Source organism: Paenibacillus sp. B46(2026), from assembly GCF_056786355.1.
In genome coordinates, this window is sequence record NZ_CM165907.1 from 2938788 (window position 1) to 2962785 (window position 23998).

Sequence of the window (23998 nt, forward strand, 5' to 3'; positions counted from 1 at the left end):
TATGAAACAAAGAAATTCAAACGATGAATTAATCATCGATTGCAAGGATATTTATATGCGCGAGTATCGACTTGAGGATTTGGAGAAACTGCAAGAAATTACGTGGCAACCTGAGGTGTATGAATTCCTACCGGGATGGAATGCTACGATTGAAGAGAGGGCCCTGTGGCTCGCCGAATATGAAATCCCTGAGAATCAGAAGTTTAAACAAGCTGTTTTGGCGGGAGAGGATATCGGAGAGTTATATTTACGTATGGCTATCGTACTCAAAGAAAATGACGAGTTTATCGGATGGTGTTGCTCGGGGATCAAGGAGGAGCTGCCAGCGCCCAATCGGGAGATTATGTATGGTATTTCCAAGCATTTCAGAAATCGTGGTTACACAACGCAGGCACTCAAAGGAATGACGGATTATTTATTTAAACATACGAACATTGAGCTGCTGAATGCCATCGCTTTGATTACCAATCAAGCATCCAATAAGGTCATACAGAAATGTGATTTTGAACTTTTAAATAGGATAGAAATTGAGAATGAACACTATAACCATTACCAATTGTATAAGCACCAAGGTTGTTCTTAATATAAGAAAGCCCCATATAAAATCGCATATAAAATCCATTTTTCGGATCAGGTTAGACAGTTATTGCTGGCTGCCTGATCTTTTTCTGTCATTTAATTTATAGGACAAGGCTTCTGTTAATAATTTTCTCCGCGATAATAGCGCTCCAGTTTGTTATCCAAATGAACAAGCTGCGCTTTTTTCTCCTCGATATCATTCAGCAACTTTTGCTTTTGATCCTCAATCAGCGTGGTTCTTTCCTTCAGAGTGGAGGTTCCTTCATTTACCTGATCATAATACTTTTTGATGTCTTCCACACTCATCCCGGTTTCGCGAAGACATTTGATAAAAACCAGCCAGTTCAGATCATCCTCGGAATAAAGACGGTTATTCTGCTCATTTCGTGCAGCAGGTTTCAGCAGTCCCTTTCTTTCATAAAAGCGGATCGCTCCAATCGAGATCTCAACTTTTTTCGCTACTTCTCCAATTGTTAACATGTTAATCCCTCTTTTTATAAAAATAATTTGACCTACACTAAGTGTAGCATAGTAACTTATACAGTGTTAAATATAAATCAAATTACGGAAAGAAGGATTCGCATGAAAAAGACTGTTTTTGTAACCGGAGCAAATAAAGGAATTGGATATGAAATCGTAAAACAGTTGGGTGAAGCAGGTTGGAAAGTTATCCTTGGCGCTCGTAGTATCGAACGGGGTGAAGCAGCTGTTTCGGAATTAACTTCCAGAGGATTAGACGTAGAGTTTTTACAAATCGACATGAGTGACTTGAAAAGCATCGAGCAGGCAGCCGACACGATTAACAAGACTTATCCAACACTAAACCTACTGATCAATAACGCGGGTATGCCGGGTGCTTTCTCTCATTCATTTACGGATACCCAAGAGGAAGATCTGCGGAACGCCTTTGAAGTTAACTTTTTCGGCACCTTCCGTTTGAATCAGCGATTGTTCCCGTTAATCAAAGATAATGAAGGCACAACCATTAATGTTTCAACTGACATGGCTTCTCTGAACCATATGCAAAATGCGGAATTTACTTTAAACGCCTTCGACTATAACTCATCCAAAACGGCCAACAGTGCCATGACACTTTCGATGGCTTATGAAGTGAAAAACAGCAGGGCTCAAGTCTTTGCGGTGACGCCTGGATTCACATCAACAGATCTTAACGGCAATGCTGAAGGCGGTAAATCAAAAGAATCCGGCGCTGCAATTATCGTAGGTTATGCGACAGATGGTAAGCGTCATAACGGGGAGTTCCTGGATGAGAATGGCGTGTACGCTTGGTGATCCACCGTTGCCAAAAGCAACCGATAGATCGAGATGAATTTAGAGCATGATGCTTCAATTAACGTCAAAGATTCGTTAGCCTGAAACCCATTGGGCTAGCCGCCCACCAATCGGATGCTGCTAAATGGAATCCCCCTTTCATTTCTAAACCGAAAATGAAAGGGGGATTCTTCATGCAATGATAAGCGGATTAAGATAAAAGCAACCTTTGGAGCGCTCACGTAGAGCGAACGATCCGCTCAACTTAGACATCAGCCTTATACAGCGGCATCAAAATCATAAATTCAGTTCCCAAGCCTGCCTGACTTCGCACCGTAATCTCTCCACCATACGACTCCACAATCGAGCGGGTAATGGCTAGACCAAGACCTGCGCCCCCTTGTTTACGCGAACGAGAACTGCTTGTGCGGTAAAATCGCTCAAAGATATGGGGCAGATGTTCAGGTTCAATCCCTGTCCCGTTATCTTTCACGGACAATTCAGCCTTATGGTGCGTGGCATACAACGTTATGGAGATGGCTCCATGCTCTGGATCGGTGTGCTGAACCGCATTATGGAACAGATTCAGCACAACCTGCTTCAGCTTGTAAGGGTCAGCCAGTAGATGTATCTCAGCCGTCAGGTCAAGATGAATGGATCTTCGCTGAGCCATCATGGCAAGCTGTGATTGCATTTCAAGTAGTAGGCTATCCAGCTGGATAGCTTCTCGTTCCTGCTTTGGAGCTTGATCCAGTTTGGTCAGGAGCAGTAAATCTTCAACGAGCTTGTTAATTCGGACGGATTCGCCGTGCATGCTGTCCAGCGCTTTATATAGTTGATCTTGATTGGTCGCTGCACCCCGCTGTAGAACTTCGATAAAGCCATGAATCGAGGTGAGAGGGGTTCGCAGCTCATGGGAAGCATCGGACAAGAACCGTTGCATCTGTTCTTTCGATTCCCGCTCCGCTTCAAACGAGTTCTCCAGCCTTTCGAGCATGCCATTAAATGAAAGTGCGAGCTGATCCACTTCCTCTTGTCCCTGAACGACGGGAAGGCGTTCTGCGAGACTGCCTGCATCAATCTGCTGTACTTTATTCACCATGTTGGACAGGGGAACCAGCGTCCGGCGTAATACTTTTGTGTATAAAATTAGGCCAGCTACCATGGCGAGAAGCGATAACATGAGGAAGATCAGAAGCTGTTTAATAATCAGATCTCTCAGTGGTTTCGTAGCCGTACCCATCTGGACCATCGGTAAGCCGCGATTGCGTGGACCGGGTGAGGCGAATACAATCAATTGCTCATTACCTTGGCTATCCGTTACGATTCGGTAAGGGATATGCTTTTGTTCTTTTAACTGTGCTGTAATGTCCTGATATTCAACGCTTGAGAGATGAGGAGCGTTCAGACCATCTTCTCCAAAAACATCCTCGAACGTACCTTGGTTATCAAACAGAGCCAGTGAACGGTCAGGAATAAACAACACCCGATTGCCAGACCCGTTTCCTGCCTGTCCACCGAAAGGATTGTTGGAAGAGCCACTACGTGACTGGATTCCGAGCCAAACCGGAGGCATGGACATGAGCTGTTCTTCCATGGTTTTTGCCTGGTTACGGTAGAGAAAGCTTTCCATGATCCAGAATTGCAGAATACCGATTAACAATAACAGCCCGGCAAGCACGAACAGGGAACGTGAGAGCAATTGAGAACGCAGTGAACGAGGCCAGATCCATTGGTGCAGATGCTCTAAACGAAGTTTATTTTTCTTGGACAGCGAGTTCATCAGAGATCCACCCTGTACCCGACACCCCGAAGCGTGCGAATGAGTCTATGCTCTTTATCCCCGAGTTTGTCGCGCAAGGAGCGAACGTATACCTCCACAATATTTTCTTCCCCGCCAAAATCATACCCCCACACGCGGCTTAGAATGGTCGCTTTGCTCAGTACGATCCCATGATTAAGCACAATGAATTTTAGCAATTCGTATTCGGTAGGAGATAGCTCCAAGACCTGATTTTGATAGGTGATTTCTTTGCGCTGATCATCAATTCGAAAGGGACCGTGGGTGACGGCTCCTATTAATAAAGGAAATTGATTGCGCAGTCTGGCCTGAATCCGGGCGAGCAGCTCGTCGAAGGCAAAGGGTTTGATCATGTAATCGTCAGCCCCGAGCCACAGACCTTTAACCCGATTCTCAACTTCGTCCTTCGCTGTCAGCATAATTACGCCAACCTGCGCTCCGGTCTTACGCAGACGCTCGACCACTTCGAATCCATCCATCTCTGGCATCATGACATCCAAAATAGCCATATGTGGCCTGAATTCAAGCGCCAACTCAAGCGCAGACGCTCCATCCGGTGCGGTGCGCACATCGAAGCCCTCATTGCTTAATCCAAGCTCTAGAAATTGTAAAATATGCGGTTCATCATCAGCCAATAGTATTTTAATTCCGCTGCTAAGCTTCATAATGTACGGCTCCTCCTTGCTTGATTCCATCTATAGTTCTCCCTCAATTGAGAGGGACTGTATGTTGTATTATCGCTTGCCAAACTGAAATTTAGCTGAAAGGATTGCGAATTATCCTCAGACAACATTCAGCGGGCACTCATCCCAGCTTTATTTTGGCATGTCACAATACTAGACATGAAGAACTAATAAGGAGTGATTAACTTTGAATAACACCAAAAGAAGGATGGATCTTGTCCTTCTGCCGATTGTATTACTGGCGGCATTTCTGAATGGGTACGGCATCTGGAACGATCCATATGCGAATTCCTATTATACGACTGCCGTTGGGAGTATGCTCAGCAACTTCCATAACTTTTTCTATGCTTCACTAGACTCGGCAGGCTCGGTCACTGTTGACAAACCACCGGTTGTCTTCTGGATCCAGACGGCTTTTGCCTATGTATTCGGATTGCACGGATGGAGCGTTATTTTGCCGCAGGTATTGGCAGGAATCGGTTCGGTGCTCCTGATTTATTTCATGGTGAAACCTACATATGGTCTTGCAGCAGCACGAATTTCGGCACTTGCGATGGCGACTGTGCCTGTCGTGGCGGCAGTCAGTCGGACCAACAATATTGACAGCATGCTGGTGTTTACGCTGCTGCTGGGTTCATGGTTTTTGTTCAAAGGCAGCAAACAAGGCAGTGCTTGGCGCATTCTGGTTGCCTTTGGGTTAATAGGCTTAGCTTTCAATATGAAAATGCTTCAAGCCTACATGATTCTCCCGGCTTTTTACTTGTTCTATCTGCTCGCATTTCAGGCGAAATGGAGAAAGAAGATCATCCTGCTGATCGGCAGCACAGCGGTTCTGGCGGTGGTTTCCTTATCCTGGGCGGTCACTGTGGATTCTATACCCGAAGACGAGCGGCCTTATATCGGAAGTAGTGAAACAAACTCGGTAATGGAACTGGCATTTGGATACAATGGTCTGTCTCGTCTAACGGGTCAGCAGAATACTGCAGGTAACGCAGGTATGCCAAGTGGTATTGGACAGGGCAATAATCGTGGCAATCGAGGGGATTCGACTTCTGGTCCAAATCGGACGGGTAGTGGTGCCCCTGGCACGGGGCAAGATGCCAATGCACCGGATAACGAAAGTATGAATGCTTCAAACGGCATGAACGCCATGGGCGGCATGACTGGGCCGAATGGAATTTTCCCGAACGGGCAGATGCCGAATGATATGGAAATGCCAAACGGAAGAAATTTCGGCGGTAATGGTGGCGGAGGCATGGGAGGAATGTTTGGTACGGGGGAGAAAGGTCCTCTGCGTCTCTTCCAAACTGAACTGTCAGGTCAAGCCAGCTGGCTTCTGCCAGTTGTGCTGCTTGGATGCATTGCCATATTTGCAGGATTAAGACGGAGAAATATAACGAACAAGCACAAGGAGGCTTTATTCTGGCTGGCCTGGCTGCTTCCCGTTGCTGCTTTTTTCAGTGTGGCAGGTTTCTTCCATCAATATTATTTGATTATGCTTGCACCACCAATTGCGGCGCTGACTGGTGCAGGATATGTAGCGATGTGGAAGTTATATCGTGAACGAATTGGCTGGCAGGCCTGGTTGCTTCCGGTGTCCGTGCTGCTGACGACCTTGTTCGGCTGGTATATCATGCTGGTGTATAACGATACGATTGGTGCAGGCTGGTCCATTAGTGAATTGATCGCAGGCATTCTGGTCACGGTCATCCTGGTCGTTATGCTTCGTCGTACACATCGATGGAAACAGGGCATCATTATCGCAGGATTCGTAGTCATGCTGATCGGTCCGATCTACTGGGCATTCACCCCAATTACTTACGGTGGTAATAGTATGATTCCGGCAGCAGGGCCTTCAGGTTCCAATGGCATGTTTAGTGGAGCCGGCATGGGCATGCCGATGGGTAACGGCGCAGGAGTTACAGAAATGCCTACAACAGGTGGCCGTGGTGGAATGGGTAACCGTAACGAAGAAGTGGATACGACCACACTGAATTATCTGAAAGAGCATAATACAGGCGAAACGTATCTCTTCGCCACAACCGACTATAATCAGGCAGCACCTTATATTATCGACGAGAAAGCATCGGTAATTACACTGGGAGGTTTCTCCGGGTCAGACCCGGTGTACACAACAGAGGAACTTGAGCAACTCGTCAAGAGCGGGCAAGTGAAGTACTTCATGGTTGGTGGCATGGGTGGCCGCGGAGGGAACTCGGATATTAGCGATTGGATCAAAGAGCACGGAACCGAGATTCCAACGTCAGAGTGGAAGACAGGCACGGACAGCGGATCTATGGATAACGGAGATACGGAGAACGAAGCTGGATTTGGATTCGGATTTGGCGGCCAGACCATCTTGTACGAAGTGAAATTGTAGCTATATAAATTGAACTTATCATTTACACGATAACGGAGAGGACAGAAAAAACCTGAAAAAGCGAAGCGTTCGCCAACAAGCTTTCTGCAAGAAAGCTACATCGGAAGCATACCCTATCCCCGGATGTTCCCCTTTAGAAAAGGAATCAAAAAAATCTGGGGATAACAGCGATCGGAAGGTTGGTCTGTCATCGAAGTGTGCAGTGTAAATATTCTTTAGTTCAATTTGTATAGAATGAAAATCTCGAACGAAGTCCATTGGAAAAGGGAGGGGACGAATATGGCTCACGCGTACCGATACAGCATTATTATTCCCATGTATAACGAGGAAGCGGTGATTGAGGAGACTTATCGGCGTCTGAAGAAGGTCATGGGCAGCACAGGAGAGAGCTATGAACTGTTGTTTGTCAATGATGGCAGCGTGGATCGAAGTGCACAGATGATCCGTGATTACGCTCGTTGGGACGAGAGTGTAAAACTGATTGATTTTGCCCGTAACTTCGGACATCAGATTGCGATAACAGCGGGTATGGATTACGCGGTGGGGGATGCGGTCGTTATTATTGATGCGGATCTTCAGGACCCTCCCGAACTGATACTGGATATGATCGCCAAATGGAAAGAGGGCTATGAAGTCGTATATGCCCGTCGCACCAGACGAAGTGGGGAAACCCGCTTCAAGAAGTGGTCGGCCAGTCTGTTCTATCGTGTACTTCGTGCTTCAACGGATACGGATATTCCGGTGGATACCGGTGATTTTCGCCTGATTGACCGCAAAGTATGTGATGAGATGAAACGTCTTCCGGAGAAAAATCGGTTTGTGCGCGGGCTGGTGAGTTGGGTTGGATTTCGCCAGACTGCCATTGAATATGAACGTGATGAACGTCTGGCAGGAGAAACAAAATATCCGCTGAAACGCATGCTGAAGCTAAGCCTGGATGGCATTACTTCATTTTCGTATAAACCACTCAAGCTCGCAGGTTATGTTGGTGCAATCCTGTCGCTAGGCGGATTCGTCTATATGTTAACGGTTATTGGATCGGCCATCTTTACGGATTCAACGATTAAAGGGTGGCCCTCCATTGTAAGTATCATGCTGATGTTTAACGGATTCATTCTGATCATGCTGGGCATTCTGGGCGAGTATGTTGGCCGAATCTATGATGAGACCAAGGCGCGTCCGCTATATATTGTGAGAGACGTGGTTCAGGTAGAGGGTCAGCAAGCACAATCCCGATTGACAGCCCGAGTTGCTCACCATGACTAATCGTCTGGTCACACTTTTTAAGTTCGGAATTGTGGGTGTCGCGAATACGGCAGTAGATGCGGTGGTGTTTGCTTTGCTCGCAGTGGTCGGTGTACCGGTTATGATTGCTCAGGTAATCTCGTACAGCTGCGGTGTTGCCAACAGTTATTGGCTGAACGGCAGGTGGACTTTTCGAGATACGGCACGAGGGGGTAGCGATAGAGCGAAACTTATTCGTTTTCTAATCACCAATCTCGTTGTTCTCGCGTTATCTGCCCTGATCCTGATGACCTTGCATGACATGCTGGGTTGGAGTCTCGTGATGAGCAAGATCCTGGCAACCTTGATGGGAATGGTTCTGAACTATATAGCCAGCAGATATTGGGTGTTTCGTGCAACTACCATATGAAAGGAGTGTATGATGAAATGCGAATTAAAAAAGCGGTTATTCCGGCAGCGGGTCTCGGAACCCGTTTCCTGCCAGCGACCAAAGCACAGCCCAAAGAGATGTTACCCATCGTGGACAAACCGGCTATCCAATACATCGTCGAAGAAGCGGTGCAGTCAGGCATTGAGAATATCCTCATTGTGACTGGACGCAACAAAAAATCCATCGAGGATCATTTTGATAAATCGGTTGAACTTGAACATTCTTTATATGCCAAGGGCAAACAGTCTTTACTGGAAGAGGTGCAGGCCATCAGCGAGATGGCAAATATTCATTTTATTCGTCAAAAAGAACCACTTGGACTGGGGCATGCGATAGGGTGTGCACGGCAATTTGTAGGAGATGATGCCTTTGCTGTACTGCTCGGAGATGACATTATGGTGTCTGATCCGCCTGCACTTGCACAGATGGTCCATCTCTATGAAAAGACAGGCAACCAGATCATCGGTGTCCGTCAGGTAGATGCGGCAAATGTAAGCAAGTATGGCATTATTGATTCGAATGGTGTAGAGGACCGGGTTCACCGGGTCACCAATCTGGTCGAAAAACCTTCCCTTGCAGAAGCCCCATCCCGAACAGCTGTAATGGGACGATATATTTTGAAACCTTCCATCTTTCCAATCCTTGATCAGATCGAGAGAGGGGCTGGAGGGGAATATCAGTTAACCGATGCCTTGAAAGAAGTGAGTCAAGTGGAGGAATTGTTGGCCCTTGAACTGGAGGGACGTAGGTACGATATTGGCGATCAGTTTGGATATATTCAGGCGATCTTGGAGATCGGACTGATGCGCAAGGAATTACAGCCCATGCTGACACCATATCTTCAGAAGCTTGTAACCCAGTGGGCATAGGGATTGATATGTAGCAGAGGTTTATATCTGCTGTAGGACGGGATCTCCTTCGTGCCATGGTTCTGTCATAGACTCCAGCATTGTACAATGATTCTTGTAACGCTACAATGAGCAAGAAGTTCAAGTTGCTCTTTGAGGAGTGAGGAATCATGAATGAGTCTATCATCAGGGACCTTATTAAGTATATGGACGTGGAGGACAACGCCGCCATTCAATACATTCAGACCGAGCATCGGATGAAACTGGGACTCTTTTGGGGGATACAGGAAGGCAGTCGCGTTCTGGAAATCGGATGTGGTCAGGGAGATACAACGGCCGTTCTTGCACATCTGGTGGGGGAGCATGGGTACGTTCATGGTGTAGATATTGCACCAGAGGATTATGGTGCACCGCTGACCGTAGGCGAAGCAGCAGCCAAACTGCGGAGATCTCCGCTGGGTGATCGAATTCGAATGGATTATGATTTCGACATTCTAAGTGATCAAGCCCAATTCGCCGAGAATGAGTTTGATGTGATTGTGCTATCCCATTGTTCCTGGTACTTGAAATCGTTTGACGAACTCGCCCAGATTCTTAGCAAGGTGAGGACGTGGGGACATCAGTTATGTTTTGCCGAATGGGATGCACGAGTTACAGATGTGAGCCAGCTCTCGCACTGGTTATCCGTTCTGATTCAGTCCCAGGTCGAATGCTATAAGGAGAACAGCTTCTCCAATGTGCGTACGCTCTTTACACCGGAGGATATCCAAGAGCTTGTCTCTGCGGCAGGCTGGACGATGAAGGAAGAGATTTCGATCCATTCTCCCGAGCTGCAGGACGGTCGCTGGGAAACTGAAATGACACTGTCAGAAGCGCCTGTGGAACTGCAGATGCTTCCGATCCCGGACAAGGTAAGAACACTTCTTCTTTCCGAACTGAAATTACTTAGGACATATCATGCCTCGGGGCCTGGGAGTCCACTGGGAACGTATGCGATTGTTGCCAAAAAACAGTAAGGAAATAGCTATTTGCAGCAAATTATAAGAAAAACGTCTATCGACGTACTTTCACAGAAGACAGACCGCGTTTAGCTGAAGATTTTCTTGCGAAAATTGGATTGTTCAGCTCCGCCGAAAACGTGTAAATTCCATGATCTAAAAAAATATGTTTACTTCATAACGGTAATTTTGATATTATAATCGCAATATCAAATGCGACGAAGAGACGAGTAGATAAAAATCATTCTTTCAAAGAGAGCTCCGGCAGCTGAAAAGGAGTAAAGAATCTTTTATTGAATAAAGACTCAGAGCAGCACATCGGAACTTAACATTAAGGGATGGTGTGACAGGAGCTCCTGTTACAGAGCTAGAGTATGAACGGTCTACAGCAAGCAACATGGTTGTATTCCTATACTTGAAGAGGCGGATATGGTGACATATTGGCGAATCTGGGTGGTACCACGAGAGTTCAATCTCGTCCCTGAGACTGTTGTCTTGGGGATGGGATTTTTTGGTATTTTCCGGACTGTGACCACACGCTTTGGAATTGCCTGAATAGTGTTAATGAAGGAGTCAATTTCATAATACGTTTTTAGTGAGTTATGAGATTGATTCAAAGAGAAGCATCACTCAAACCGAAAGGAAATGATGATTGAATGTCAGCAAAATTGAAAGTTGGTATCGTCGGAGGAACGGGAATGGTAGGTCAGCGTTTTGTGGACCTGCTCGATCAACATCCATGGTTTGAAGTTACAGCTATTTCTGCAAGCGCCAATTCGGCAGGTAAAACATATGAAGAATCCGTACAAGGCAGATGGAAACTCGCAGTTCCTATTCCGGAAGCTGTGAAGAAAATCGTTGTTCAGGATGCTTCCCAGGTAGAGGCTTTTGCGAGCCAGGTTGATTTTATTTTCTGCGCGGTTGATATGAAAAAGAATGAAATTCAAGCGCTCGAAGAAGCTTACGCCAGAACAGGAACACCTGTCGTGTCCAACAACTCGGCTCACCGCTGGACGGCTGATGTACCAATGGTGATCCCTGAGATTAACCCGGGACATCTGGACGTGATTGAAGCTCAGCGCAAACGTCTGGGCACGAAAACCGGATTCATTGCTGTAAAACCAAACTGCTCGATTCAGAGCTATGTGCCAGCACTGCACGCCTTGCGTGAGTTCAACCCGACGCAGGTCGTCGCTTCCACGTATCAAGCCATCTCTGGAGCAGGTAAAAACTTTACCGACTGGCCTGATATGCTCGATAATGTCATTCCATACATCGGTGGCGAAGAAGAAAAGAGTGAGCAGGAACCACTGCGGATCTGGGGCAGCATCGAGAACAATCAGATCGTCAAAGCATCGGCTCCACTAATTACAACCCAATGTATCCGTGTGCCGGTAACAGATGGGCATCTGGCTACCGTGTTTGTGGACTTCGAGAAAAAACCAAGCAAAGACGAAATTCTGGAGCATTGGTTGCAGTTCAAAGGTCGCCCACAGGAGCTGGCTCTGCCAAGCGCACCGAAACAATTCATTACGTATTTTGAAGAAGAGAACAGACCACAGACGAAACTGGATCGTGACATCGAACGCGGAATGGGTGTCTCCACAGGCCGACTGCGCGAAGATTCACTTTATGATTACAAATTCGTGGGATTGTCCCACAACACGCTCCGCGGCGCGGCAGGCGGTGCGGTTCTGATCGCAGAACTGCTTAAAGCTGAAGGATATATTCAGCCGAAATAAGCATGAAAGCATCATGAGCAGCAACAGATTTCTGAAAAGAATGATTAGATGAAAACCATCACTCGTTGATGGTTTTTTTTCTATTGTGGACAAGCATTGGTAAGCGAAGCAGGTTCACTTATGCGGCAATTCAGGGGTTTATTATATTAATTTTTATATGGAAAATATTACATTGTAAATTCATGAGATTTCAGTTATTTTTATTAACGGCAAACGTTTCTTCTCTAATTTAGAAGGACATTGTCTTAGCAGGTAGCTATTATATAGATGAAGAAAGGAGGACTTTATTATTATGCAAGCAGCTCCTAATCAAGCCGTACATAAACCAGGACCACAGCCAGTTAGTTTTGGTAGTTGGATGCTCACGTTATTGCTTTTGGCTATTCCACTTGTTAACCTTATCATGTTGTTTGTGTGGGCGTTCGGAAATTCGAATCCTTCCAAAGCCAATTATGCAAAAGCATCATTGTTGTGGATCGCCATTGGAATTGTGGTCTACATTCTTATTGTAGCTTTAGGTTTAACAGCAGTACTTTCAGGAACTGATTACTAGGTTTACGAAACGAAGCAGTATCGTAGCAATAATAGTAATAGCAACACATATGAAAACGCCGACAATCATGTCGGCGTTTTTTAAACATTCCAGTATGTTGTTAGGCAGCGGATGTCTTATCCGACTTATGCAGAAGCTGAGAGCGACGACCGAGCAGATAACCTGTCAGGGAAGCGAGCATCTGTTGGAATACCATGCCAAGCACGACCGGGACAGCAACAGGTGGCGGAAAATAGGAAACAGCGAGTACTGCACCTGCGCTGATATTACGCATGCCTCCATTGAACACCAGAGCGACCTGATCGGCCTCATTCCAGCCCAACAATCGGGCAATGAAGTAACTTAGCGCGTAACCAAATGATGCCAGGAAAATAATGATGACCGCAAGTCCAGCGAGCTTCCAGTTGAAATCGGCCAAGTAAGGTGCAACGACAGATCCGTTAATCGCAACGACAGATGCCATAAACAATTTGGACAACGGGTTCAACCTTGGTCCCCAGACCGGGACAATGGCACCTTTGGTCCACTCATTCAGCAGCATACCGAGCAGGGATGGCACCACAATCATCCAGAACAGACTGCTCATCATAGCTGCCGTATCCAGTGTGACACTGGTGCCAATCAACAGGGATAACACTCCGGGCACTACAAAAGGAGCAAGCATGGTATCAATCAGGATGATCGAAAGCGTAAGTGCGATATTGCCCCGATAGATACTGACCCAGATGAAGCTGCTGATTCCTGTCGGAATCACGGCTGCCAGAACAAGGCCCGTTATGGTGTACGCATCTGTAGGGAATACCAGATGACCCATACCGAGAGCAATTAGAGGCATCGCCAAATGCAAAATAAACAGACATACAAACAGGGGGAACGGCTTCTTCAGCACGTTCACAAAATCCCGTATCCCCAAACTGATGCTTCCAGCAAACGTCATGAACGCAAAGAGCCAAGGGGATAAAAAGGTATAAGAAGAAAGAAAACTCCCGCATAACACGCCAATAATAATGCTGATTGGGGTAATCAGTGGCATGATGCGGTTCAAGCGTTGGTTTAAGGCTTGAAGCATAATCATGACATCCCTTTACCGTGTGATCATACTATTATACATGTTAATAACGCTGGCTGCAGACCCATTTGCAATGAAGCAGTCTAAACAGGTATCATGGACTTGGAACAAGGATTACGATGAGGAGAAGGGGAGATGATCATGTTCAAGCGAAAAAGAAAACACACATTGATGATGACAGGCCTTATTGCATCAAGTATTCTGTTGATTTCGGCCTGCTCTGTCGTGGAGCAAGCCAATCAAAGTCTAAATTATGTGAGTGGGGCTACTGATTATATAGAACAGGTATCGAACGCCGGGGCTGATTTGCAAGAGCTCGCATCGAGTGCGGTGAACAATCCGGAGATAACCACTCAGATTCAAGAGAAAATCGATCTGATCCAAGCAGAAGCAAGCGAATTTTCCCAATTGACGGCACCCGCAATAGGAGAAAGCATTCATGAGAATCTGGTCAGCTATAATACGCAATTAACTGAAGTCGTAGGTAATTTCGAGAATACGATTGCGGAGCAAGGCTTTACGGCAGAAAATTGGGAGAAGACAGGGATTCCTGAACTGATCAACAATATCAATAACCTGAGAGATCCGCTAAGCGGGCTTCAGGGTGAATAGGTTTGAAATTGTATATTTTAAGAGGGCGGGATATCGGAATGATTAAATTACCGATATGTTCGCTTTTTTTATTTTCCGAAAACGGATGCATATTTAATATCACAGAAGCTAGACTATATCATGTAAATATGAGATTCATACGACATTTAATTTATATTCAAGTGAAGAGGATCGATGGTTTGACAAGGTTGGGACAGAGGCGTATGATGAATATATATAGGTGAATAAAATATAGTTACTTACTATAAGTTAAAAATGCATCTAAAACTATTTTGCCAAAGGAGAACTGAGCCATGACTCAACACAATGGAAAAGTAATCATTATTACAGGTGGAGCGAGTGGTATTGGTAAAGAGACAGCACTTCAACTTTCGGATCAAGGTGCGACTATTGTTGTCGCTGATTATAATGAAGACGGAGCGAAGAAGCTTGCGGCAGAGATTGAAGCAGCAGGTGGAACAGCGGGCGCATACAAAGTGGATGTATCCAAAGGGGACGAGATTAAAGCCCTGATCGACTGGACAGTAGAGCAATATGGTACGTTAAGCGGTATTTTCAATAACGCAGGGATTGGACTTGTGAAGCCATTTCTGGAGATGGACCCGGAATCCTATCACAGAGTCATTGATGTAGACCAGCATAGTGTATACTACGGCATGTATTATGGTGCGAAAAAGATGGTTGAATTGAATGTACAAGGTACCATTGTTAATACCGCTTCGATCTATGGAAGTGTTGCAGCAGTGGGCAGCTTCAACTACAATGCGGCCAAGGCTGCTGTTGTCATGATGTCCAAATCCGGTGCACTGGAACTGGCTGAGCATGGAATTCGCGTGGTTGGTGTAGAACCTGGTTTTATCGAAACACCGATTCTCGGTGATGACCAAGCTATGAAGGATGCGCTTGCTACTCAACATATGCGTGGAGAGCTCATTCAACCGGAAAAAGTAGCCAGTGTGGTTACATTCCTGTTCAGTGATGCAGCAAGCGCAGTGAACGGGACAACCGTAGCCGTAGATGATGGGTTCCTCAGCTTCAAAACCAAATAAGAAGCGCTTCTAATCTAAGGAAATTCATTGCAAAAAAAACAAAAAAACGGTGCAGAACGATTTATTCGTTTTGCACCGTTTTTTTGTTTTTACTATAGAGTAAACCTGGCATATGTTATAAATTAGTTTGTCGAATTATCCCGAAAATTCAGAGATCGTGATACAATTAGCAAGGTTGAATCTTTTTATCATTTTGTGGTGTGTCATACACAATTCGAACACCCAGGGAGCCATAGCTCTCTTCTTTATAATGACATTGAGAACACATTTTTGTCGAGCATAACGCATCGTTGTGAACTTGTAATTTTTCGCTGCAGAGTGGACATTTATTTTCAAAAAGAGTCTTCAACACGTTAAACATGCTTAATCACTCATTTCGGATTAATTTACTTGGTTTTTATTATAACGGATAATATTCGCTGTGTATACCACTTTTAAGCTGAATCGAAATGAGATCTATATAGCAAGAAAGGAAGCGCATAACCGATGAATCTTCTGCTTTTTGTCATCATGTTTATACTGGGTCTGGTCGGTTCATTCTTCTCCGGTTTGTTGGGTATTGGTGGGGCCATTATCAATTATCCGCTATTGTTATATGTTCCGTCCTTGATGGGACTGGAGCCGTTCTCAGCACATGAGGTATCATCGATCAGTATGTTTCAAGTATTCTTCGCTTCACTAGCTGGTGTGATTGCATTCCGCAGAAAAGTACGAACGGGTAAAAGCGGTGGGGCGATCGTTCACCGCGGATTGGTGCTGTACATGGGCTCGAGCATTCTTGCTGGCAGTCTGATCGGGGGCTTCATATCCGGTTATCTGGACGGAAGGGTTATTAATCTGATCTATGGCATTCTGGCGATCATCGCGATTGTTCTCATGCTGATTCCCGGTAAGGGAAAGCTTGATACCTCAGCTCCACTGGTGTTTAACCGATGGATTGCAGCAGGAACTGCTTTTGCAGTAGGCATTGTATCAGGAATTGTTGGTGCGGGTGGTGCTTTTATCCTTATCCCCATCATGCTGACGATTCTCAACATCCCCGTGCGAACGACGATTGCTTCTTCACTGGCGATTGTATTTATCTCCGCCATTGGTGGTGTTATAGGGAAGATTACGGGTGGAGACATTCCGCTGGAACCCATCATTTATACGGTAATCGGAAGTCTGTTGGGGGCATCCCTTGGTTCACGGGTTAGTTCGATGATCAATGTGAGTGTACTTCGGTATGCATTAATCGTACTTATCGCCATCACAGCGGTCAAAGTCTGGTCCTCCATTTTGTAAAATCACGTACGTTGGCATGAACAATGACGATTTCGTAACCAAACGGTTCGATCGCCGTATAAAGGTTATGAACATGAGCTGACGCGATGGATACGCCACCCGAATGAGTTCAGTTTTCGTCCATGGAGCACCTCACACTCCTTTCATGGATACATGTTTAACATTAATAAAAGTTGAGGTATCCACCCTATGAATAACGTACTTATAGATCAGGCTGATGCAGGATATCGGCTAGCTGAGCAGAAAGCATCGCAGTATTTTACTTCTCTTAGGCAGCAACTTATGAATAATTCGTATACAACTGCACTCACCCAAGATATTCATGTATGGCAAAAAAAACATATTCATCATTTTGCCTGGCTTTCTCTTTTATCACCAAGCAAAAGAAAACCGGATCCCCGGGATGTTCATAGATATATCCATTGGCTGAATGCGACAGGAAAGCTGGATGATTACCTGGATCGGAGTATCTCCTATATTTATATGCGAGATCTGGGGCAAGCCCTTGATTCTGCAGATACGCAGGCCCGAATTCAACACGTTGTCCAGCATACCAAAAAATACTTTATGCGCTCTGCTACCGAACGCAAAGGACAGCCTGATTATATCAGTCTGGCTGCGTTGTACCGGTGGGGACAGAAGGAACACATTGAAGCGGCTGTCATCTGGGTGATGAACAAATTAAAGAACGTAGCATCCAACATCCCGAAAGAGCTGGATGCAGAGCAGGCGCAGCGGAAGCTCATCAAGATCATTCTTGGCGTGGTCCTTCATGTGGACGATGAGATGAACGAGCAGACACCAGCTGAAGAACGTGCCCGGAGATTTGATGCGGCGATCCGACTCGGTTATTCCTACGGTTTGACGTATCCATTTGTGGATGACCTGCTGGATTCTCAGGCTTTGACTGTTCAGGAAAAAGAACAATATTCCCTGATGATACGTGATGCACTTCTTACCGGAGTCGTACCCGATCTGGGAGAGTGGAAAGGCAGTAATCTGGAAGTGATTAGATATGTTCATTCCGAGCTTCGGGAAGCATTTGAGTATATTAAGAACTATCAGCGTCCGGAGACTCAGCGCACGTTCCTCGAGCAATCCTATGTGTTCTTTCAGTCTCAGGAGATCGATCGCAACAAGAAATTATCCAATGCGAATTATACGAATGAAGAATTGTACATTCCGATTATTATCAAGTCATCTTCCTCCCGCTTAATCGTTCGATCTGTTCTCAGTGCTCAGGAGGATGAAGGATTCGATCTGCGGACGTTCTATTACGGAATATACAATCAGCTTGCAGATGATTTTGCCGATATGTTTGACGATATGGAAGAAGGCGCAGTAACCCCGTATACGTACTATTTGAAGTATCGCGACCTGCGCCCCGACTTGATTAATCCCTATGAATTGTACTGGGCAGTCATCTCGCATCTGATCCATGATGTATATAACTCGGACGCCAAGACCCGCGAGGTCATACTGGATCGTGCCATTAACGGTCTGAAGCGTTGTAAAGAGCGCCTGGGTCAGCAGAAATATGATGAAGTGATGATGATTTTTGCTTCCGGACAGCCCGAATTCAATCGATTGGTACAACAGATGGTACGCAAAGCAGATGATGTCGATTTCCTCGATAAATTGTTACGGGATCAGGTCGTACTTCAATTGAAGAATGACAAGCAGGAGAAAGAGGAGTTCCGGCAGACCATTCGAACAGTTCGCGAACAGATTAATGTGGAGTTACAGATAACCAAGCCCGGTGGACTTCCCGAGATGAAAGAAACGCTGATCGATGCAGCCAATTACAGCTTGCAGGGAGATGGAAAAAGGCTACGCCCCATATTGACTTGGGTTATGGGTGTGCGCGAGTATGGTTTACCTGAATCCTCCATCGTTCCGCTGCTTAGGTCGCTGGAATACATGCATACCGCTTCACTGATCTTTGATGATCTGCCCACCCAGGATAATGCTTCGACAAGGCGTGGTCGCTCCACGCTGCATCAGGTACACAATAGCGCTACAGCAGAGCTTACGGGTCTGTTTCTCATTCAGAAGGCGATTGGTGAGCAGTCATCATTAGATCACTTCGATGCGGCGACTGTGCTCACACTGATTCAATATTCAGCTGAAAAAGCAGAGGATATGTGCATGGGGCAGGCGATGGATCTGAACTCCAAAGGCAAGGCTTTGACGCTGGAGCAGTTAAACATGATCTGTTTTTACAAAACAGGCATTGCCTTTGAGGCTGCCCTTGTCATGCCAGCCATACTTGCCCAAGTGAAGGAACCGGAGATTGCTAGGCTGAAGAAGTTTGCGTATCATGCGGGAATCGCCTTTCAGATCAAGGACGATTTGCTGGATTACGAGGGTGATCACCTTATCCTTGGGAAACCGGCAGGTCAGGATGAGCGGAACAATAATTCAACCTTTGTGTCCATTCTTGGTGATGAAGGTGCAAAAAAAGAGATGTGGGAGCATTATTGTCTTGCAACAGATGCATTGAACGAAATGCCGAAACCTATTCCGTTTTTGAGACATCTCTTGGATTATCTTGTTGGTCGCGAGCGCTAACCCATTTTTCTCACATTCCGTGTTGCATATGACTTATAATGATATATAATAAACAAAGGTCGGGATTCCATATGAATGGATTCCAGGCCTTGTTTGGTTTCATAGACACAAATCTTATGAAAAGATATGCTTCAACGGCTGAAGTTTTGGGTATTAAGCAGATATTATGGTTTTAAAACGGACCCATCCTTTGTGGAACAACTTACATCCAACAAAATTTAACTTTCGACAATCTATAACTTGAGTTTATATGCCAAAAGGAGAGTTTACAATGCAGGTTCAAAAGGTCGACCATCATGAATTGTTCGAGCAGATCTATAACCAAGCACCTATTGGAATTGCACTCGTTGCTCCGACAGGACAATGGATGAAAGTGAACCCTGCTTTTTGCTGTATGCTGGGTTTTACTAGTGAAGAATTAATAGATCTCAGCTTTCAGGATATTACGCATCCGGATGATTCACCACAGGATCTCATCTATGTGTGCGAGCTGTTTGAAGGTAAGACCAAAGAGTACAAATACGAAAAGCGCTATATCAAAAAAAATGGTGATGTAATGTGGAGTTCATTGCATGTTTCTTTGGCTCGAAGCGAAGTTACGGATGAACCTCTTTACTTCATATGCCATATTGTGGATATTACTGACCGCAAAATGTCCGAACAAAAGCTTCTGCATAGTGAAGAGATGTTCAAACTTATTACAGATCATGCTCAGGAGATCATCTATATTGCTGATCAGGAGGGCGTTTGTCGATTCTGCTCACCCTCAGTCCAACGTTTACTGGGTTATTCGCCAGAAAAAGTGATTGGCCAAAAAAATGACGAATATTTTCACCCACAAGACCTGGAACGCATCTCACAGATGGACTTGACTAAAGGCAATCTGTTGAATATTAGGGCCCGCCATAAAGATGGGCATTATCTGTGGTTTGAGACCACATACAAGGTCTTTGGTGATGCTGAGCATGGACAGCAGATTCTTTCGATTGGACGAGATGTATCCGAACGAAAAAAACATAAGGACATCAGTGCAGAGGCTGAACGCATCGCCTTAATTGGCAGTTGGGAGTGGGATATGGTCAAAGATCAGATCGCACTTTCAGATCAGATTTTTGAGATTTTTGAACTTGAACGCACCCGCAAATCATATTGTGCAAATGATGTTTTTAAAGTTATGAATGCTGCGGACATAGCCTCTTTACAAGAACAAATGGAACGGGTAAAACAAGGAAAACCGCTTGATTTTGAATACAAGCACAGTAGCTCTGATGGAAGTGAGAAGTATCTTCACTTACGCGGGCTGATCACGCTCGATGAATATCAGCAGCCAGTTCAGCTGAACGGAACACTACAGGACATCACTGAACGCAAACGCATTGAATTCAAATTGCAGGAATCTGTGGAGCGATACACCTCACTTAAAAAATATAATCATGACGCCATTATCTCGTTTAACATGGATGGTGATATTATGAATGCCAATCCAGTAGCGGTGAAAATGACGGGCTGTCCCGTGGTTGAAATGATGGGTACAAGCATAAGCAGATTCATCGGGGCCAGTAATCTGGGTCTGATCCTGCGGAGTAATTATGAGATGGCTGAAAAGAAGATCAATGCAGTTCGTCATACAGATGGAACCGAAACAGAAGTCTTGGCTACGCTTGCTCCGATCATTATTAATAACTCCAATGTCGGGTTCTACTTGATTGCGAAGGATATTACGGAGCAGAAAAAACTGCTTGTCGCCAAAGAGACTGCCGAGAGAATGAACAAAGCCAAAAGTGAGTTTCTTGCGATGATGAGCCATGAAATTCGTACACCGATGAACGGTGTAATTGGGATGACAGATTTGCTTCTGGATACCCCTGGTCTTAGCGGGGAACAGAAGGAATATATCGAAATCATCCAGAAGAGCGGAGATTCCTTACTGGCCATCATTAATGATATTCTTGATTTTTCCAAAATTGAGTCAGGCAAAACCGATCTGGTAGACAATCCTTTTGATCTCGCAGAAATCGTGACAGAGACCGTGCAAATCGTAAAACCACTGGCTCGCGAAAAGAAGTTGGATGTTCGTATGTGCGTAGATGACGCCATTCCCACTCCGGTGTATGGTGATGCTTACCGTCTTAAACAGGTACTTACCAATATCATTGGCAACGCGGTTAAATTCACTTCAGAGGGCGGCGTTGGAATTGACGTTGGGATTAAGGAGCAGTGTGGCAATACCGTACAACTTTATTTTAAGGTGAAGGATTCGGGTATTGGGATTCCGGTTGAGAGGAAACAACAATTATTTGAACCATTCTACCAACTGGAGAATTTCATGACCCGCAAACCTCAGGGCACGGGTCTAGGCCTTGCCATTAGCAAAAAATTGGTGGAGCTCATGCAGGGAGATATCTGGATCGAGGAATCGGATGAACCGGGTACAATATTTGTATTTACTGCTCGCTTTAAATTAACCAACGGTGAAGAGGGCAACAGGTTAGATCAACAACAGAAAAAGAACAGAACATCCGCCTTGCGGATTTTAATTGCGGAAGACAATGAAGTGAATCAGCTCGTCCTTAGCAGGATAATCGAGAAAAAAGGACATGTTGTGGATCATGTCGTGGACGGTGCTGATGCGGTCGAGGCGGTCAAACACAATTCATACGATATTGTCTTCATGGATGTGCATATGCCAAGACTGGATGGATTCGAAGCGACAAAAATGATTAAAGAATTGAAGTCCTCTGAGGATTGTCCATATATTATTGCGGTGACTGCAAATGCCTTAAGAGGAGACATGGATAAATGCTTGAAGGCAGGCATGGATGCGTATGTAAGCAAACCGATTAAGATCGAATCCATTATGCAAGCATTGGAGACCTATTACATGAAGTGTAATCTCTGAATGGATAACACTTGATCGGCAAGAGAGCCGCTAGCTTATCATTGATAAGTTAGCGGCTCTTTGTTTCTGACTTCACTCATGAAAAGGATGCCTATGGATTTTTGATCCACAGTTTGGAGATGTCCATATATCCGAATTCTGCTGTCTGCATGCCGAAGATGCTCTGATCCAGCTCAGCTTGCTTGTTCATGTGACAACCATGCAAGATCCAGCAGTGTTCCCGTAATAAGGCTTCGGCTTCATCAAGAAGCGCTGTACGGTCAGCCCGATGGAGCTGGGCGAAATGATCCAGTTTGTCATCCAACAGGGATTGGAAAGCAGGAGACATGCACATATGAAAATGATTGGACAGGTTTTTGAAAAAATGAATCATGCCGTACTGCCAGTCTTCTTCCAGTATCTCTTCAGCCAAGATCAATTGCGCGTTCGTAGTTTCCTCTGAGTTGAAATAGTCCACAACGGCCTGCATGCTGATGTTCAGACCAATGGACTGGGCACGACACTGGAACCACTCTGCAACGTCTGCATCCTTATTATGCGTATACGATAATGTTATCGTTTCACCTTGGTACCCACAGCGATAGAGTAATTCACGAGCATGCTCAAGAGGGGCAGCTGTCCAGTCTTGGGCTGCACTTCTCCAGGGCAGGAAGCTGCTGGCTGGTGTGATCCGATTCCCACCGAGATCCTGGACAAGCGCAACCGAATCATAGACGATACGCAGGGCTTGTCGAAATAGAGGATGATGATGGATGCCTTCCTTGTGAAAATTGAACAGCATATACTGACAACCCAGCGCAGGATAATTGATGCTATTGGTGTGATCACAACCGGTTGCCAGACTCAATCGATCTGTGCCCGGTAGCTCATAGTAGCGATCATTCGGACTCAGGTCAGGTACAAACCAGAAATGGACTTGATCCAGATGCGGCCGGATGCCGTAGTATGCATCAAAAGCGGCAAGCTCCAGCACATCTTCATTCTGCTCTGTAATCTGAAAAGGACCAGTCCCGATCAAGGTATTGGCTACATTGTGATCGTAGGGCAGGATCGTCATCCGAATACAACTGAACAGATGCAAGAAAAATCGATTAGGACAACGAAGAACAAACTTGATGCAGTAATCACCAGCTACTTCCGCACGTTCGATATCCCGATACAACCAGATAGAGGGACTATTCACCTCAATCAATCGCTGCAAAGTCGCCTGTACATCCCGGGAGGTCATAACACGGCCATTGTGGAAACGTACACCTTTCCGGAGATAGAAGGTCCATAAGCGATGGTCCTCGCTGCACTCCCACATGTGAGCCAGAGCTGGCAGGAATGATTCCGTCTGGGCATCATAAGTGATCAATGTATTACAGACCTGGCTCAGCAAATAGGTTTCAAATGCAGTATAGACAAAGGCGGGGTCCAGATCGCCCAACTGGCGTGACCTCATGATGCGCAGGATATCCTGACCTGAAGCAGTTTCATTGTGGCCGTGAAATCCCATCTGTTGATGGAGGGAGACCATGAGCTGTTCTCGCAGTGCATCATCCATCTGCACGTTTCCGATGAGTTCAATCGCGTCTTTCATTTTGCCTTTACCCAGAAATTCCGTAAAACTCGTTTCCAGCGCCTCATTCATGCTACGTAGCATCGTTAGCTCCGAATGATGTCCACGACCACGTCCCGGTTGCCAATGGATGAAGCCTTGTTCCTCCAATTTTCTGAGAATGAATTTCACATTACGAGGGGTGCAGCACAAGGTGGCGGACAGGCTGTCAATCGTCACCGCTACAGGTTCATGAAGTTTGAAAGAAAGTTGTTCGGCCCCGGCGAGCCTTACAAAGTGTGTATGTATGGTATCCATGGTCACGACTCCTCTATTAAAGGTGAAAAGTGTGATCATATGTTTACACTTTTACTTCCCCCTTTTATCCTTACAATTATACATTAGTAGAAGTTGTTCAAAAAGTACTGAAAACCGGACTTTTT

Annotated in this window: 19 protein-coding genes and 1 other annotated feature; of the genes, 14 read left to right on the plus strand and 5 right to left on the minus strand. The window is 45.5% G+C overall.

What is annotated here, in order from left to right; genetic code table 11:
• Position 1: 1 nt before the first annotated feature.
• Positions 2–583 (plus strand): GNAT family N-acetyltransferase, encoded by a 582-nt coding sequence (locus AC1S8V_RS13405; protein WP_482073996.1) that lies wholly within the window; start codon positions 2–4, stop codon positions 581–583.
• Between the two features lie 116 nt (positions 584–699).
• On the opposite strand, the gene AC1S8V_RS13410 is transcribed toward AC1S8V_RS13405, so the two are convergent.
• Positions 700–1059, minus strand: coding sequence for a MerR family transcriptional regulator (locus tag AC1S8V_RS13410; protein WP_482073997.1), 360 nt, complete (start codon positions 1057–1059; stop codon positions 700–702).
• Positions 1060–1161: 102 nt separating this feature from the next.
• Here AC1S8V_RS13410 and AC1S8V_RS13415 point away from each other — a divergent pair, with 102 nt between their 5' ends.
• Complete coding sequence (locus AC1S8V_RS13415) at positions 1162–1872, plus strand: SDR family NAD(P)-dependent oxidoreductase (RefSeq protein WP_482073998.1); 711 nt, start codon at positions 1162–1164, stop codon at positions 1870–1872.
• A gap of 244 nt (positions 1873–2116) precedes the next feature.
• On the opposite strand, the gene AC1S8V_RS13420 is transcribed toward AC1S8V_RS13415, so the two are convergent.
• A complete protein-coding gene (locus tag AC1S8V_RS13420; RefSeq protein WP_482073999.1) occupies positions 2117–3634 on the minus strand; it encodes a sensor histidine kinase in 1518 nt (505 codons plus the stop codon).
• Entirely contained in the window at positions 3634–4317 is a 684-nt protein-coding gene (locus AC1S8V_RS13425) for a response regulator transcription factor (RefSeq protein WP_482074475.1), read from the minus strand. Before AC1S8V_RS13425 ends, AC1S8V_RS13420 begins: the two co-directional genes overlap by 1 nt.
• A gap of 226 nt (positions 4318–4543) precedes the next feature.
• Between AC1S8V_RS13425 and AC1S8V_RS13430 the strand changes: the two genes are divergently transcribed.
• The 7 genes from AC1S8V_RS13430 (at position 4544) to AC1S8V_RS13460 (ending at position 12531) form a co-directional block, all read left to right on the plus strand.
• A complete protein-coding gene (locus AC1S8V_RS13430; RefSeq protein ID WP_482074476.1) occupies positions 4544–6715 on the plus strand; it encodes an ArnT family glycosyltransferase in 2172 nt (723 codons plus the stop codon).
• 279 nt (positions 6716–6994) lie between these two features.
• Entirely contained in the window at positions 6995–7981 is a 987-nt protein-coding gene (locus AC1S8V_RS13435; RefSeq protein ID WP_482074000.1) for a glycosyltransferase family 2 protein, read from the plus strand.
• Positions 7974–8369, plus strand: coding sequence for a GtrA family protein (locus AC1S8V_RS13440; protein ID WP_482074001.1), 396 nt, complete (start codon positions 7974–7976; stop codon positions 8367–8369). Before AC1S8V_RS13435 ends, AC1S8V_RS13440 begins: the two co-directional genes overlap by 8 nt.
• 17 nt (positions 8370–8386) lie before the next feature.
• The gene (gene galU / locus AC1S8V_RS13445; RefSeq protein ID WP_482074002.1) at positions 8387–9259 is read left to right on the plus strand and encodes a UTP--glucose-1-phosphate uridylyltransferase GalU; all 873 of its coding nucleotides are present in this window, start codon (positions 8387–8389) and stop codon (positions 9257–9259) included.
• Between the two features lie 149 nt (positions 9260–9408).
• Positions 9409–10254: a class I SAM-dependent methyltransferase gene (locus AC1S8V_RS13450; RefSeq protein ID WP_482074003.1), complete on the plus strand. Its 846-nt coding sequence runs from the start codon at positions 9409–9411 to the stop codon at positions 10252–10254.
• A 191-nt stretch (positions 10255–10445) separates the two neighbouring features.
• Positions 10446–10722, plus strand: a binding site (T-box leader).
• A gap of 170 nt (positions 10723–10892) precedes the next feature.
• Positions 10893–11978 (plus strand): aspartate-semialdehyde dehydrogenase, encoded by a 1086-nt coding sequence (gene asd / locus AC1S8V_RS13455; protein ID WP_482074004.1) that lies wholly within the window; start codon positions 10893–10895, stop codon positions 11976–11978.
• Positions 11979–12270: 292 nt separating this feature from the next.
• The gene (locus tag AC1S8V_RS13460; protein ID WP_482074005.1) at positions 12271–12531 is read left to right on the plus strand and encodes a hypothetical protein; all 261 of its coding nucleotides are present in this window, start codon (positions 12271–12273) and stop codon (positions 12529–12531) included.
• A gap of 100 nt (positions 12532–12631) precedes the next feature.
• On the opposite strand, the gene AC1S8V_RS13465 is transcribed toward AC1S8V_RS13460, so the two are convergent.
• A complete protein-coding gene (locus tag AC1S8V_RS13465) occupies positions 12632–13600 on the minus strand; it encodes a bile acid:sodium symporter family protein (protein WP_047842786.1) in 969 nt (322 codons plus the stop codon).
• Between the two features lie 141 nt (positions 13601–13741).
• On the opposite strand from AC1S8V_RS13465, the gene AC1S8V_RS13470 reads away from it, so the two are divergent.
• From AC1S8V_RS13470 to AC1S8V_RS13490, 5 genes are all read left to right on the plus strand, one after another.
• Complete coding sequence (locus tag AC1S8V_RS13470; protein ID WP_482074006.1) at positions 13742–14212, plus strand: DUF6376 family protein; 471 nt, start codon at positions 13742–13744, stop codon at positions 14210–14212.
• A gap of 293 nt (positions 14213–14505) precedes the next feature.
• Positions 14506–15261 (plus strand): SDR family NAD(P)-dependent oxidoreductase, encoded by a 756-nt coding sequence (locus AC1S8V_RS13475; protein ID WP_482074007.1) that lies wholly within the window; start codon positions 14506–14508, stop codon positions 15259–15261.
• 486 nt (positions 15262–15747) lie between these two features.
• Positions 15748–16545, plus strand: coding sequence for a sulfite exporter TauE/SafE family protein (locus AC1S8V_RS13480; RefSeq protein ID WP_482074008.1), 798 nt, complete (start codon positions 15748–15750; stop codon positions 16543–16545).
• A 189-nt stretch (positions 16546–16734) separates the two neighbouring features.
• On the plus strand, positions 16735–19116 hold the full coding sequence (locus tag AC1S8V_RS13485; protein ID WP_482074009.1) for a polyprenyl synthetase family protein: 2382 nt from the start codon (positions 16735–16737) through the stop codon (positions 19114–19116).
• Positions 19117–19387: 271 nt separating this feature from the next.
• Positions 19388–22015 carry a PAS domain S-box protein gene (locus AC1S8V_RS13490; protein ID WP_482074010.1) on the plus strand — a complete coding sequence of 876 codons (2628 nt, stop codon included), beginning with the start codon at positions 19388–19390 and terminating at the stop codon, positions 22013–22015.
• Between the two features lie 91 nt (positions 22016–22106).
• On the opposite strand, the gene AC1S8V_RS13495 is transcribed toward AC1S8V_RS13490, so the two are convergent.
• Positions 22107–23873: an ABC transporter substrate-binding protein gene (locus AC1S8V_RS13495; protein WP_482074011.1), complete on the minus strand. Its 1767-nt coding sequence runs from the start codon at positions 23871–23873 to the stop codon at positions 22107–22109.
• Between the last annotated feature and the right edge of the window lie 125 nt (positions 23874–23998).